The organism is Mycobacterium sp. E2238 (assembly GCF_001672665.1).
In the GTDB taxonomy this organism is placed as follows: Bacteria; Actinomycetota; Actinomycetes; order Mycobacteriales; family Mycobacteriaceae; genus Mycobacterium.
In genome coordinates, this window is sequence record NZ_LZKF01000033.1 from 40,319 (window position 1) to 55,869 (window position 15,551).

The window sequence follows — 15,551 nt, forward strand, 5'->3', positions numbered from 1 at the left end:
GGGATCAGAACCGGTAAGTGGTGCAGCCGATCTCGACACCCGAGCCGGCGGTGATTATCAACGCGATGTCGCCCGGTCGTGCCAGCCCCTGCGTGCGGGCCTGCTCCAGCCCGAACGGCACGGAGGAGGTGAACGGGTCGCTGTCGGCGGCGAGGTCGACGAACCTCGATCTCGGGATCCCGAGCTGGGCGGCCAGTTCGTCGAGCGCCTCCTTGGACAGATACGGCGGGAGCACCGCCGCGATGTCGCCGGGGTTGAGTCCCTCGAGGGCCAGAAGTTCCTTGGCGGCGTCGGGAATACAACTCAGGTAGATCGCGGCGAGGTTGGGATCCCGCTCCACCTGCAGGCCGGCGCGCCCGTCCCGCTGCTGGGTGTAGGTGGCCAAGGCCCCGCTGTACTCCGGGTGATGCTGAAACACGAAGCGGCCGAAGCCTTCCGGGCCGTCGCTCCTGCGCAACAGCACCGCCGAGCCCGTCTGGCTGATGCCACGTTGCGGATAGCCGCTGTCGGGGCTGTTGTTCTCGATCTCCGAGGCCACCACCATCGCGTGCTCCGCCTTGCCCGCCCCGATCATCCCCGCGGCGACCTGGCAGGCGTTGAGGAAGCCGACCGCGCCGTTGAGGACGTCTAAGGCAAAGGTCTTGGGCCCGTCCGGGGAGTCCACGTCCCCGTTGATGTCGAGTTCGCCGGCGACGAGCGCGGCGACCGCCGGTTCGCTGAGGAAGTCGTCGCGGTAGATGCCGGAATTGATGATCAGCCCCAGCGCGGTCCGATCGATGCCGCTGCGGTCGAGGCACGCCTCCGCGGCCTGCACCGCGAGCCGGATCGAGCTGGGGGAAGCCGGTTGGTCGGCCGGGGCGAGACCGATGCCCTCGATGCGCACGCGTGGCATCGCCGGTACCGCTCTGTGGTTGCCGTCGGTCGGCATGGCTTGTGTGTGCCGGCCGGCGGCGCCCCGGCGCATGCGGTCGGGCAGGTCGTCGAAGGTATACAGCGCCGCGCCGACGGTCTGCCCGGAGCCGGTGATCGAAAAGACCACATTGTCACCGGAATTGATCCGATTGCTCAGGATGTAGTCGTACAGCGCGACCATGTGGGTCGTGGTGGCGGTGTTTCCCCGCTCCGCGATGTTGTAGACGGTGTTGCCCCGGTGGGCGGCGCCGTCCCCGAACAGCTGGTTGATGGCGACGACCGCGTCGTTGAGCGACGCCTCGGACGTCTGGTGCATCACCAGGTGGTCGGTGGTCTCCGGCCGCCAGCCGTGTCGTTGCATCACCGCGGCGACGTAGGGCACCGCGTGCTTGACCGCGATCGCGGTCTGCGTGACGGAGTCGGTGAACATGATGGCACCGCCATGCGGGCCGTCCGCCATCTTCGCGATGCACAGCTTGCTGTAGCGGCTGAGGGTGGCCATGTCGATGTCGTGGAAGCCGACCTGGTTGTTCGGCCCGCGCTCGAGGACCACCGCCGCGCCGGCGTCGCCGAGGGTCAGGCACGCGATGCGCGGATCCATCGGCCCCTCGATCTCCTGTTGGGCGGTCTCGCACAGGTGGCTGATGTATTCGCCGCTGACCACCAGGGCGCTGCGGATCAGTCCGGTCTGCAGGAAGGCGTCGGCGATGCTGATGCCGGTGAACATTCCGGCGCACGCGTTGCTGATGTCGAAGGCCAGCGCGTTGACCAGGCCGCATTGGTCGCGCAGCCGCGTTGCGGTGCTGGGCTCGAAGGTGAACCGGTGCCCGAGTCCGTCGCGCCGGGAGATGTTGCAGGCGATGACCAGGTCGATCTCCTCGGGCCGATAGCTGGACCGGGACAGGCAGTCATCCGCGGCCTTTCTGGCGAGGTCGATCGAGAACTCGTCCTCGCCGACCACCCGCCGGTTCTTGATGCCGGTCAGGCGTTCCAGCGGTATCCGAATCTCGTTGGCGCACTCGGCCATAACCGTCTTTGTCGACACGGTGCGCGAGGGAAGGTATACGCCAATGCTTTCGATGACCGTGTTCCGCTTTTCTTCGGGCGCGGCCTGCACCGGTTGGTCCGGGGCCGGCGCCGTGACGACCGCCTCGGCGGGGGCTTCGGGCTGCGGAGTTCCCTCGCCGGCGAGCGGACCGTATTCGGCGGCGAGCTCGGCGATCGTGCCGTAGACGAACATCGACTCCGGCCGCAGCGGCAGGCCCGCCGCGTTCGCCCGCACCGCCACCTCCAGGCTCTGGGTGGAGGCACCACCGAGGGCGAAGAAGTCGTCGTTGACACCGACGCGTTCCAGGTCCAATACGTCGCACCAGATTTCGGCCAGCAGCTGTTCGGTGGGCGTGCGCGGAGCGACGAACGCCGGCTCCTGCGGCCCGGATGCCCTGTCGGCCGCCATCAACGACTTGCGGTCCACCTTTCCGCTCGACGTCAGCGGCAACGCGTCCGTCACCTCGAAGACCGCGGGCATCATGGCGGCCGGCAGCAGGTCGAGCAGGAACCGGCGCAACTCCGCTGTCGACGGAGCGGCGCCGCCGGCCGGCACGACATGCGCGACGAGGATGGGGTTTCCGCGGCTGTCGGTTCTGATCACCACCGCGTTCTCGGCCACCGCGGGGTGTTGGCCCAGCGCGGCCTCGATCTCGCCCGGCTCGATCCGGAAGCCGTGGATCTTGACCTGGAAGTCGATGCGGCCCAGGTAGTCGATGTTGCCGTCGGGCAGATACCTGGTCAGGTCGCCCGTGCGGTAGAGCCGCTGGCCGGGGTGCGCGGTATCGCCGCCGAACGGGTCGGCCACGAAGATGGCGGCCGTCAGATCCGGCCGGTTGAGGTAGCCGCGGCCGAGCCCCACGCCGCCGATGTACAGCTCGCCGGGCACACCGATCGGCACCGGTTGCAGGTGCGCGTCCAGGATGTAGGCGCGGATGTTGGCGATCGGTCGCCCGATCGGCACCAGCGTGCCGGATTCGCCTCGCTCGCAGTGGAATGCGGTGACGTCGATCGCCGCCTCGGTGGGCCCGTAGAGGTTGTAGAGCTCGGCGTTCAGCGTGGCCATGAAGTGGTCGCGCAGGTCATAGGGCAGCGCTTCGCCGCTGCAGATCACCCGGCGCAGTGCGGTGCACGCGGCCACCCCGGGCTCGGCGAGGAAGCGGCGCAACATCGAGGGCACGAAATGCATTGTGGTGACGCGCTGTTCGACGATGGTCCGAACCAGGTACGCGGCATCCTTGTGGCCCTCGGGTTTGGCGATGACCACCCTGGCCCCGACGATCAGGGGCCAGAACAGCTCCCAGACGGACGGGTCGAAGCTCACCGGTGTCTTGTGCAGCACCCGGTCGTCGGCGGTCAGCCGGTAGGCGTCCTGCATCCACAGCAGCCGGTTACGGATACCGGCGTGGGTGTTGAGCGTTCCCTTCGGCTTACCCGTCGAACCCGAGGTGTGGATGACGTAGGCGAGGTTGGCCGGCGTCGTCTCGCACGCCGGGGCGGTGTCCTCGCCCGACGGCGCCGACGGTTCGTCCAGGCAGAGCCGGTGACCGGTGAAGCCCGGCGGCAGGTGCACCAGGTTGGCGCGGTGGGTGACACAAACCGGTGCGTCCGGTACGTCGTCCAGCATCGCGGCCATGCGCCCGGCGGGCTGCGCGGAGTCCAGCGGCATGAAGGCGCCCCCGGCCTTGAGGACGCCGAGCACGGCCACAACCAGGTCCTCGGAGCGGTCCAGCAGGACGGGCACTACCGTCTCGGGTCCCACGCCGAGCTCGCGCAGCCGGTGGGCCAGGCCGTTGGCGCGGCGGTCGAGTTCCGCATAGGTCAATTCGCGGTCGTCATACGTCACCGCGACGGCGTCCGGGGTCCGCGCGACCGTCGCGGCGACCATCTCGTGCAGGCAGGCCGGAGCCTCGGAATACGGGTAGTCGACCTCGGTTTGGTTCCAGGCGGCCTGCTGGCGGAGCTCCGCTTCGGTGAGCAGCGGCAGCTGGGAGACCGGCCGGTCCGGGTCGGCGACGATGCCGCCGAGGAGGGTGGCGAAGTGGCCGGCCAGCCGCTCGATGGTGGCGGCGTCGAAAAGGTCGGTGTTGTACTGCAGTACGCCGGAGAGCTTTCCGTCGTGTTCGCCGACCTCCATCATCAGGTCGAACGGCGCGCCGCCCTGCCCGACATGAAGTGTCTCGAGCGGAAGCCCGCCGTGTTCCGGAACGGGGTCGTCGGTGAAGCGGCGCGTCTGCTCCCAGGCGAACGAGACTCCGAACAGTGGCGTGCGGCTCGGGTCGCGCGGCGGCCGAAGCCGCTCGACGAGCAGCGCGAAGGGGTAGTCCTGGTGTTCGAGGGCGCCCTGCACGGTGTCCTTGACGCGGCCGAGCAGGGTCATGAACGTCGGGTCGTCGTGCAGGTCCGCGCGCAGGGCCACCGGATTGGTGAGGTAGCCGACCAGCCCCTCCAGCGCGACCCGGTCGCGGCAGGCGAAAGGCGAGCCGATCACCAGGTGGCCCTGGCCGCTGTAGCGGTGCAGCAACGTGGCATAGGCCGCCAGCAGCGTCATGTAGGGCGTCGCGCCGACCTTGCGGCCCAGTTGGATGATTCCCGTCGTCACGGTGGGGTCGACGGTGAACCGGTGCACGGTGCCCGCGTAGGTCTGGACGGCGGGTCGCGGCCGGTCGGTGGGCAATTGGAGGACCGGCAGTTCGCCGGCCAACTGATCCCGCCAGTAGGCCCAGAGGTCCTCGCCCTCGGGACCCGCGAGCATCTGGGCCTGCTGCTCGGCGTAGTCGACGAAGCTTTCCGCGGGTGGCGGAGGCGCGGCGGCGCCGTGCTCGGCGGCGTACAGCAGGCGCAGTTCGTCGAGGATGATGTCGATGGACCAGAAGTCGACCGCGATGTGGTGCAAGCCCAACAGCAACACATGTTCCTCGGGTGTGCGCTCGAGCAGCGTCAGCCGCAGCACTGGGCCGGTGTAGAGGTCGAAGGGGGTGTCGGTCTCGCGGCGAATCCACTCGTCGACCTCGGGCTCACCCGGGCCGAGGCGGCCCCTGGCGATGCGCACCGGCCATTGCGGATGAACGAGTTGGACCGGCTGCCCTTCGCGCTCGGCGTAGGTGGTCCGTAGCGCGGGATGCCGGTCGACGAGCGCCTGCGCCGCGCGTTCCAGCGCCGGGACGTCGAGTTCGCCGCGGATCCTCCCGGCATACGTGACGTTGTAGGCGGCGCTTGCCGGTGCGAGCTTGTGAATGAACCACATCGATCGCTGGCCGTACGACTGTGGATGCACCGAGGCCGACTGTTCGGCTTTCTCCATCAGCAGCTGGGCGAGCAGCGCGCGCTTCTTCTCCGGGGACAGACCGGATATGTCGACCGGCTTGTCAGTCATCGCCGCCGTCCTTCACCGCGAGTTCGGCGCCCCGTTCGTCCAACACCTTTTGGAGCAGTTCGTCCACGGCGGCGTCGGAGAGCTCCGGCACCCGGGTCAGCAGGTCGATGCCGCCCGACGGCGCGCCGTCGGCGTGCTGGTGGACCGTTGGCTCCGGGGTGGCCTGCCGCGGCACCGCCTCGTGCGTGGTGGGTGCGCCGGTCGCTTGCTCCGGCAGATGTTCGCGCAGCCATTCGGCGAGGCTGGCCACGCTGGGCCCCTCCAGCAGCCGGGTGACCGGCACGACGAGGCCCAGGTCGCGTTCGACCTGCATGCGCAGCTCCAGCGTGATGAGCGAGTCGACGCCGAGGGTGTTCAGCGGTGTCTGTTTGTCCAGGTTCGCCGGTGTCAGACCGAGTTTGCCGGCGGCGAGCTCGGACAGGTACGTCTCCAGCAGCCGTTGGCGCTCCTCCGGCGTCGCGCCCTGCAGCGCTTCGAGCAGACCGGCCCCCGGCCCGGGCGCGGGCTCCGCCTGCGGCTTGTCGGGCGAGGGCGCGATTCCGAGTTCCGCGAGCAGCGGCGGCTGCAAGTCGGGTTGCCAGACCGCCCAGTCGATGTCGAGAACCACGGCCTGCGTGGCCGACCGCTCCAGCAACGACGACAACGCCCGGAGGCTGTCGGCCGCGGACATGGCCTCGACGCCGTACTGCGCGAAGTAGTCCTGCAGCTCGGACCGAGTGAAGAAACCGAGCCCGGCCCATGGCCCCCAGTTCACGCTCAACGCCGGCCGGCCTTCGGCACGCCGGTGCCACGCCAGCGCGTCCAGGAAGGCGTTCGCCGCCGCGTAGTTGGCCGCCCCGGGCGGACCCAGCAGGGACGAGGCCGACGAGAACAGCACGAACAGGTCCAGGTCGGCGTCCTTGGTCAGCGCGTGCAGGTTCCAGGCGCCCTGAACCTTGGGCGCCATGACCTCGCGCAGCTTCGCCTCGTCGAGGCACAGCAGAATGGCGTCGTCGGCGATCCCCGCCGCGTGCACCACCCCACGCAGCGGCGGCATCGACTCGGCGATCGATTCCAGCATGGCCGCGACGTCGTCGGCCTTGGCGACGTCGCCCTTTGCGATGGTCACCTCGGTGCCCGCCGCGCGCAGGGCGTCGAGCGTCTCCTGCGCCTCCGTCGAGGCGCCGCCACGTCCCATCAGGACCAGGTGCCGGGCGCCGTGCTCGGCCATCCACTTGGCCACCACGAGTCCCAGCGCACCGAGCCCGCCGGTGACCAGATAGGTGGCGTCTTCCTTGAAGGACGCGGTCTCGGACGGTTCCGGCTCGTCGTAGCGGGTCAGTCGTTCGACATAGCGGTGGCCGCCCCGCAGCGCCACGTCGCCGTCGTGCTCATCGGCCCACACCTCCCGGAACAGGGAGTCCACTTCTTCCGGGCCGCCGTCGGTGGACAGGTCGACACAGGTGCAGCCGAGTTCCGGATGCTCGTGGTCGATCGTGCGGGCCATGCCCCACACCGGGGCCTGCGCGATCGACACGGCTTCGGTCGCCGAGGCCGCATCGGTCACCTGCGCCCCCCGCGTCACCAGCCACAGCCGCGGCGTCGCCGACCAACCGGCCCGCGCCAGCGCCTGCACCAGATGCACGACGCTCAACGGGCCCAAAGTGGTTGCCGCATCCAGGGATTCGAGCGACGTGTCGGCCGGCGGTGCGGCCAGCAGGTCCCACATGTGCACCACCCCGCGGCACGGCGGCCGGTCGTCGGTGAAGGCGTCTTGGAGCAGCTGTGTGAAGTGTTCGGGCTGCGCGGGGTCGAGGAGGTAACTGTCCGGGGTGAGACGCTCGAAGCCTCCGCCGGCCGGTGCCGGCTGGACCAGGACGCACCGCTGAGAATGCGATTCGAGGTGTTTCCGGAGGGTGTCCGCGGCGGCCGCGCCGTCGCTGAAGATGAGCCAGCTGCCGGCTTCGTCCGGCCGGCTCGACCCGTCCCGGTCCGCCGGACTGGAGGCGGGTTGCCAGCGCAGCTTATACATCCGGTCGCGCAAGCCCGCGCCCTCGGTCGCACCGGCGGCCCGCGGTAGCGGGCCGGTGCCGTTCGGGGTGATAGCCCCGACGTCCAACCAGGAGTGGACCCGCTGCCACGGGTAGGTCGGCGCGGTCACGTAGTGGCTGCCCGGGGGGTACACCGCCTCCCAGGTGACCGGCTGACCGAGGGTGTAGAGGGTGCCGAGCGACGACAGTGCGGTCCCCCGCCCCCCGTCGTCACGCCGCATCGACGGCAGCGCGGCGCAACTGACCCCGAGGTCCTGGGCGTCCTCCCGGATCGAGTTCAGCAGGACTGGGTGCGGGCTGATCTCGACGACCGCGTCGTGGCCGCCCTCCAGCAGCCGACGCAGCGCCTGCGAGAAATGCACGGGCGAGCGAAGGTTCTCCGCCCAATAGTCCGGGTCGGCCAGGCGGTCGGTGAGCAGGTCGCCGGTCACCGTCGAGTAGATGGGAATCGCCGGTGCGGTCGGCCGCAGTCCGACGAGCCCGCCGCGCACAGCGGGAACCAACGGGTCCATCTGCGGGCTGTGGGCGGCCACGTCGACGTCGACCCATCGGCAGAACCGGTCGCGCTGCTGCAGCACCTCCATCAGCTTGGCCAAAACCTTTTGATCCCCGGACAACACCGTCGATCGGTAGCTGTTGCTGGCGGCGACCGAGACCTTGCTTTCCTGGCCGGCGATGAGCTCCTGGGCTTCGGCGGGGCTGAGTTCCGCGGCCATCATGGTTCCGCGGCCGCGCACGGTTCGGAGCATCAGTGAGCGGAACCGGATCACCCGTGCGGCGTCTTCGAGGCTCAGCGCACCGGCGACGTGCGCCGCGGCAACCTCACCCATGCTGTGCCCGACCACCGCGGTCGGCTCAACCCCCCAGGAGCGCCATAGGGCGGCCAGCGCGACCTGCATGGCGAAGATCGCCGGCTGGATCAGGCTGATGTCGGTGATTTCCTCGTCCTTGGCCATCAGCTGAACGATGGAATGTCCCAGGTGGGGCTTGAGCGCGCGGTCGCACGCCGCCAAGGCGTCGCGGAACACGGGCTCCTCGGCCTGCAGTCGCCGCCCCATGCCGTGCCACTGGGAGCCCTGGCCGGGGAAGGCGAAGACCACCCTGGGTCGCTGGCCGGGACGGCACTGCCCGACGGCGAACCCCTGCCGTGACTGCCCGTGCCGGTAGGCGTCGAGGGTCTCCGACATCGCGGCCGGCGTGTCGGCGACGACGGACAACCGATGGTCGTAGTGGCCGCGACGCACGCCGGCCGTATAGCAGAGGTCGGCGAGCGCCACCCCGGACGCCAGCGCCGACTCGTACCGATCGGCCAGCGCGACCAGGGCCTCGGGGGACCGCGCTGATATCGGCAACAACTCGGCTCGATCCGGCGCCGTGCCGCGCTCGGCCGTGGCGGCCCGGGCCTGCGGGGCCTCGGTGAGCACGGCGTGCGCGTTGGTGCCGCCCATGCCGAACGAGCTGACGCTCGCAACCGCGCGCCCACCGTTTTTCGGCCACGGGGTCAGCGTTGTCGCCACCCGCACCGGCAGGCTGTCGAAGGGAATCTCCGGGTTGGGTTCGGCGAAGTTCAGGCTCGGCGGAATCTCCTTGTGCTGCAACGCCAATGCCACCTTGATCAGCCCGGCCACCCCGGCCGCCGCCTCCAGGTGCCCGATGTTGGTCTTGACCGAGCCGACCAGGCATTGGCTGCCCGGCGGACGGCCCTCCGCCAGCACCGTGCCCAGCGCGTTCGCCTCCATCGCGTCGCCCAGGAACGTTCCGGTGCCGTGCGCCTCGACGTATTGGGCGGTGCCCGGGGAAATACCGGCGCGGCGGTAGGCCGCGGCCACCACGGCTTCCTGCGCTCGCCGGTTGGGCGCGATCAGCCCGTTGGTCCGGCCGTCTTGATTGATCGCGGTGCCGCGGATCACCGCGTAGATCGGGTCGTTGTCGGCCAGCGCCCGGCTGAGCGGCTTCAGGACGACCATCCCGGCGCCTTCACCGCGCACGTACCCGTCCGCGCCGGCATCGAACGTCTTGCAGCGGCCGTCGGGCGCCATCACCTTGGACTTGCTGAAGTTGATCATCAGCGCAGGCGACAGGATGACGTTCACTCCTCCGGCGAGCGCGACCGAGCACTCGCCGTCGCGCAGGCTGCGGCACGCCAGGTGGACCGCGACCAACGACGACGAGCAGGCGGTGTCGATCGCCATGCTCGGCCCGTGGAAGTCGTAGAAGTAGGACAGCCGGTTGGCGGCGATGCTCAACGCGTTTCCGGTGCCCGTGTAGGCGTCGACAAGCTGCATCTGGTTGCCGCGCAGGTTCGCGTAGTCGGTGGTCGCGATGCCGACGAACACACCGGTGTCGCTGCCGGCCAGCCGCTCCGGCACCTGCCCGGCGTCTTCCAATGCCTCCCAAGCCACCTCGAGGATCAGCCGCTGCTGCGGATCCATCTGCGCCGATTCCCGGGGCGAGATGCCGAAGAACTGGAAGTCGAACTCGTCGACCTCGGGCAGGAATCCGGCGCGTCGGGTGACCGAGGTGCCCGGGACGGACGGATCCGGGTTGTAGAAGGCATCCGCGTCCCAGCGGTCCGGCGGGACCTCGCTGATCGCGTCCACGCCTTCCGACAGCTCGCGCCAGAAGGCCGCCGGCCCGTCGGCGCCCGGAAAACGGCACCCGATGCCGATGATGGCGATGGGCTCGTCCGCTGCGGGCGGGCCACTCTCACCGACGGTTGCGGCGGTGCGGTCGACCGCGGTGCCCTTGCCGCCCAGATGGCGGGAGAGCAGGTCGATCGACGGGTGTTCGTAGGCGATGGTGGGCGAAAGTTCGCATCCGAGCCAGGTTTCCAGAGCGCCGGTCAGCCGGACGGCACGGACCGAATCGAGCCCGTAGTAGGCGAACGGCATGGACGGGTCGATGTCCGTTTGGGGAATGCCGAGTTCACTGGCGAGCTGGGCGATCAACCATTCCCGGATCTCCTTCACGGTGCGCCCGGCCGAATTCGGCGCGGCGGTCACCGGGTGGATGTCGGGCCGCGGTGCGCGCCATTCGGCGACCGGCTCGAACTGGCCGTCGAGGAACTGCTGCCGGCAGGCGGACCGCTGGATCTTGCCGCTGGACGTGGTGGGAATCCGCAACGGGTCCACCAGAACAACGGTGTCCGCCTGGATCTCATGCTGTTCGGTGATCGCGGTCCGGATGGTGTCGACGATCTGGCTCAGTTCGGCGTCGCCGAGGCGATAGCCGCTCACCTCCTGCACGACGACGAGCCGTTCGGGGGCATCCGCTCCGGCCGCGACCGAGAAGACCGCACCCCGGCCGCGCATCAGCGCAGGGTGGCAGGCCTGCACGGTGAGCTCGATGTCTTCGGGATAGTGATTGGTGCCGCGAATGATGATCAGATCCTTGACGCGACCTGTCACGAACAACTCTCCGGAGCGGAGGAACCCGAGGTCCCCGGTGCGAAGGAACGGGCCCCGGCCGCTGTCCGAAAGATGCGCGCGCAGTGCCTCTTCCGTCTCTTCCGGCTTCCCCCAGTAACCCTGCGCCACGCCCGGTCCGGCCACCCAGATCTCACCGACCTCGTCGGGCCCGCACGGCCGCCGGGTCTCGGGGTTGACGATGATGACCTCCTGGCCACCCTGGGGCCGGCCGCAGCCGACCAACGTCAAGGCGCTCGGCTCTTCCGTCGCGATCTCGACGACCCGCCGCTCGCCCAGCGCCGCGCGGTCTATGTGCAGAACCACCGGGACCGGGGAGTCCGACCCACCGGACACCAGCAGCGTCGCCTCCGCCAGCCCGTAGACCGGTTCGAACGCCTCCGGCCGAAAGCCCGCCGGGGCGAACGCCTCGGCGAAGCCCTGCATGGTCGACGGACGCACCGGCTCGGCGCCGCACATGGCCGTCGCCCAGTTGGACAGATCGAGCGCGGCACGCTCCTCAGGGGTACTGAGTTCGATGCACAGGTCGTAGGCGAAGTTCGGGGCGGCGGTGATCATGGCGCGGTGCCGGGATATCGCCTCGAGCCACCGCATCGGACGCTTGATGAACGCGTTCGGCGGCATGAGGATCGAGTTACCGCCGACATAAATGGTCTCCAGGACGCCGCCGATGAGACCCATGTCGTGGTAGGGCGGCAGCCAGAAGACACCGCATGCGTCCCGGTCGAATCCCGACTTCCACGACTGGCGGATGGTCTCCAGGTTGTGAACGAGGTTGCCGTGAGACAGCACAACACCTTTCGGTGCGGCCGTGGAACCCGAGGTGTACTGGATCATCGCGATTGTGCCGCCGTCGATGTCGGGCGGAACCCACTGCGCCTCGTCGCCCCCCGTGTCGGTGACGAACCAGCGCAACGGCTGCCCCTTGACCAGACCGTCCACCGTCGCCTTGATTCGCGCTTGCATCTCTGAGTTCGACAGAGCGAAGCGCGGTTTGGCGTCCGCGACGATGGAGGCGACGCGTGGGACCAGGTGCTCGCGCGCCGGCGGGTGCACCGGAACGGCGATCGCCCCCGCGTAGAGGCACCCGAACAAGCCGGCGATGAAATCCAGGCCCGGCGGGCAGAGGACCAGGACGCGCTCGCCCGCGGCGCCCTGGCGCTGCAGGTTGGCCGCGATCCGCTTTGCCCTGCTGTCCAGTTCGCGATAGGTCAGCTTGGTGACGTCGGTTTCCTCGCCGTCGCGAGAGTAGGTGAACGCAACCTTGTCCCCATAGCGTTCGGCCCGGTGCCGCAGTTGTCCGACCAGCGTCGGCGCCATGAGCGACGACACGTCATCCGGTGTTTCTGCGTGCTCGGCGTGGGGCCTGTCGGCGGTGCTCATCTCGTTCCCTCTGTCGGCCCCGGAGCGGCGACTTGTTCGCCGAACCGTGACATGTGCGTCACCCCATCGAGGAGTGAGTGGTTGTGGTTGGTATTTCCGTGTTCCGCGGTGCTTTTAGGTCGCGTCAGGATGCCTTCGGTGTAGCTCTCGAGCAGTACGCGGAATTGCTCGACGGTGTAGCCGGTGACGACCGCGTCGGTGCGTGCCCGTACCGTCGCCGAACGGGCCATCCGGAACAACGGCCCGAGCTCCCCGACGTACTCGCCGGGGGTGGCGACCTTGACCAGTTCCTTTGTCCCGTCGCCCGATTCGCGCACGACTTCCAGTTCGCCCTCGGCGACGACGTAGATGAGGTCACCCATGCTGCCCTGCTCGAACAACACCGAACCGCTTGCCAGGCGCAGCATTTCGGGCTCGGATTCGGTCGTGGGCCCATCCGGCATCAGCCTGACCACGCGGTCGGCGAACGGCAGGATCCGGGTGTCATGGGTGGCGACCACGACGATGCGCTCACCGCTGGCCAACTCCCTGAGCAGCCGCAGCACCCCTTCCGCGCGGGCATAGTCGAGGTGGGCCGTGGGTTCGTCGGCCAAGATCAGCGGGGGGTCCAACGCGATCGCGCGGGCCACCGCCACCCGTTCGCGCTCGCCGCCGCTGAGGTCAGCGGGCCGGTGCGTCATGCGGTCCTGCAGCCCGGCGCGGGCCAGCAATTCCTTGGCGCGTTTGCGCGCCGCCCGCCGTGACCAGCCCGCCGCCCAGAGTGGCACCGCAACGTTCTCCACCGCGGAAAGGCTTGCCACCAGGTTGAACGACTGGAAGACGATGCCCACGGTGCGGCGCCGGTAGGTGGTCAGCCTGCGGCGGTCCAGCGTGGTGACGTCGGTGTCGCCGACCTGGACGCGCCCGCTGGTCGGACTGAGGATGCCGCCGATGCACGACAGCAAGGTGGTCTTCCCGCATCCGCTGGGGCCCAACAGGATTACCAGTGATCCCGCCGCGACCTCCAGGTTCAGCCCGTCGATGACGCGGTTCGGCTCGCCGCCGTTGGAGTATTCGACGACGAGATCCTTGATGCGCAAGTCGCCCATGACTATCCGGCCCCGAACGCCATTACCGGGTCGATCGCGACCGCGCGCCGCAATCCCGCCAGGCTCGCCAGCAGGCCGACCCCCACCGCGGTCCCCACCAGCGACAGGAAGGCCGAGGGGGTCACCACCACGAGCATCGGAAACAGCGGGCCGAGCAGCACGGCCAGCAGTCCGCCCAGCATCGCCGCGACCACCGCTACGAGCACCGCCTGGAGCATGAGCCCGGCGAGCACCGACTGGGTGGCGACACCGAGGGCCTTGAACACCGCGAAGTCCCGGGTGCGTTCCAGCGCGGACAGGTAGATCAGCGATCCCACGATCGACGCGGCCACCGCCCACAGCAGGATCACCAGGTACGACATCGCCAGCCGGGCCATGTGCAGCGGGCGGATCATGTCATCGATCGCGGCGCCGCGATCCACGACGCGATAGCCGGCGGGCACCTGTGCGGGCACGCCGCGCAAGCCGATTGCCGAGATCACGTGCTGGGCGGAAAACATCAACCGCTGCGCCGTCGCGACGGTCACAAACGCATTGGGCTGGCCCGCGAGCGTGGTGGACTTGTTGACCAGCCCGACGATCCGCAGCACCTGCGATCCCACCTCGACGTTGTCGCCGATGGATCGCTTCAGCGTGGTCGACATGGCGACCTCGTCGGGGCTCGACGGTGCCCGCCCCGCCGCTATCGGTGGCATCTCCTGCTCGGGCAGGCCGTAGACGTTCAGGTTTTCCGGTAGGCGCCGGTCTTGCAGGATCGTGTTGCCGTAGACCACCGGGATCGCCGATTGGACGCCGGGAAGCTGGGCGACGTCTTCGGCTTCCGCCTGCGGGAACCTCGATGAACCGATGAAGGGTCCGACCGCGCCCGCCTTGATGAGGTAGTGGTCGATGCCGATCGAGTCGACCAGGCGCTCGGCCTCCACCCGGGTACCGATCATCAGCCCGGTGATGATGAGCGTCATCGCGAATACCATCCCGGTGCCGACGGCCGCGATGATGAACCGCCGCCGCCGCCATTGCACGTCGCGAATGGCGGTAATCAACATCGGCGTCCGCAGCCGCTCTTGCAAGCCATCAATAGCCCACACGGCTTGACCTCCGATCTACTTTTCCCAGCAAGCTTCGCCCGGGAGCCGGCGCACCGCGTAGAGCCGAAGGGCCTTGATCGGACGGACCTACGCCCCGCTTTTCCGGCAGGCCGGATTCGCCTTCGCCGCGCCGTTCCCGCAGGTCAGACGGTGCTTAGGCACCAATTCGGCACGGCGCGCGATCGGGGGAAATGCGGCTATAAGCGCAATGACCTAATACGGTGCGTGCAATTAGCCGCGCGCCTAATAAGGCACGGTGGGGACGCACAGATATCCACGACCTCATTGGCCGTCGGGAACCAGCCACTTCTCGAACGCGATCGGGACGAACGGCCCCCAGGACGGCAGCGGGTCGGCGGGCACCCGGGTGTACCCGGTCGCGTCGTACAGCGCCTCGGCCTCGGGTTGCCGGTTGCCGGTGATCAGGTAGAGCCTGCGGTACCCGCGCGCGGCCGTCTCCGCCTCCAGCGCCGCCAACAGCACCCGCGCGTACCCGCGGCGCCGATGGGCGCGGTCGGTCCAGATCCGCTTCAGCTCGGCGGTTTCGGCGTCATAGCGCCGGAATGCCCCGCCGGTGACGGGCACGCCGTCCAGCACGCCGATCAGCAATCCGCCGTCTGGCGGGGCCAACTCGGCCTCGGGCACGGGCAACCAGGACAGGTGAGTGCTGGGCGTGCCGCCGTAGCGCTGCGCGTACTCGTCGGCCAGCTCGGCCAGCAGTGGCCGCGCCAGCGGTTCGTCGTGGGTCGCCGACACGAACCGCAGCTGGTGACTCGCGGCCGGCGGGCTTGATTGGTACGCCACGTGATCATCCAACGCCTCTGACCGCGACACATTCCCTTCGGGCGTCCTCCCGCCGGCGGAGCCGTGCCAGCGATGCGGGCGCCCACCAGTTCAGGCCGCCGCAGACGTGCATGAAGGCCGGAACGAGCAGCACGCGCACCAACGTTGCGTCGACCAACACGGCGAGAGTCAGACCGACGCCGAACATCCGCATGAACGAAACCTCCGCGGAAGTGAGCGCGGCGAACGAGATCGACATCAACAGCGCTGCCGCCGTGATGATCCGGCCCGTTCGCGCGACGCCCAGCGCGATGCTCTCGTCGTTGTCGACTCGCGTGCGGTTCGACGCCAGCCAGTACTCGCGGATGCGGGACAGCAGGAACACCTCATAGTCCATGGACAATCCGAACGCGATGCAG

6 protein-coding genes are annotated in these 15,551 nt (G+C 69.1%); all 6 read right to left on the bottom strand.

From position 1 onward, the window contains the following. Positions 1-4: 4 nt before the first annotated feature. Complete coding sequence (locus tag A5711_RS02890; RefSeq protein ID WP_067943894.1) at positions 5-5,335, bottom strand: non-ribosomal peptide synthetase; 5,331 nt, start codon at positions 5,333-5,335, stop codon at positions 5-7. Then, positions 5,328-12,173: a type I polyketide synthase gene (locus tag A5711_RS02895; protein ID WP_067943896.1), complete on the bottom strand. Its 6,846-nt coding sequence runs from the start codon at positions 12,171-12,173 to the stop codon at positions 5,328-5,330. Before A5711_RS02895 ends, A5711_RS02890 begins: the two co-directional genes overlap by 8 nt. Beyond that, complete coding sequence (locus A5711_RS02900) at positions 12,170-13,261, bottom strand: ATP-binding cassette domain-containing protein (RefSeq protein ID WP_082975634.1); 1,092 nt, start codon at positions 13,259-13,261, stop codon at positions 12,170-12,172. The genes A5711_RS02895 and A5711_RS02900 overlap by 4 nt, the downstream gene beginning before the upstream one ends. 2 nt (positions 13,262-13,263) lie before the next feature. Beyond that, positions 13,264-14,307 (bottom strand): FtsX-like permease family protein, encoded by a 1,044-nt coding sequence (locus A5711_RS02905; RefSeq protein WP_067943898.1) that lies wholly within the window; start codon positions 14,305-14,307, stop codon positions 13,264-13,266. Positions 14,308-14,631: 324 nt separating this feature from the next. Next, positions 14,632-15,153, bottom strand: coding sequence for a GNAT family N-acetyltransferase (locus tag A5711_RS02910; protein WP_067943900.1), 522 nt, complete (start codon positions 15,151-15,153; stop codon positions 14,632-14,634). Between the two features lie 4 nt (positions 15,154-15,157). After that, positions 15,158-15,551, bottom strand: a 394-nt coding sequence (locus A5711_RS02915; protein ID WP_156744747.1) for an MMPL family transporter, incomplete at its 5' end; no start/stop codon positions are given.

Bases quoted from the DNA above. Each gene is read 5' to 3' on its own strand.
- A5711_RS02890 (WP_067943894.1), bottom strand. From the start codon at position 5,335: ATGACTGACAAGCCGGTCGACATATCCGGTCTGTCCCCGGAGAAGAAG.
- A5711_RS02895 (WP_067943896.1), bottom strand. From the start codon at position 12,173: ATGAGCACCGCCGACAGGCCCCACGCCGAGCACGCAGAAACACCGGAT.
- A5711_RS02900 (WP_082975634.1), bottom strand. From the start codon at position 13,261: ATGGGCGACTTGCGCATCAAGGATCTCGTCGTCGAATACTCCAACGGC.
- A5711_RS02905 (WP_067943898.1), bottom strand. From the start codon at position 14,307: ATGTTGATTACCGCCATTCGCGACGTGCAATGGCGGCGGCGGCGGTTC.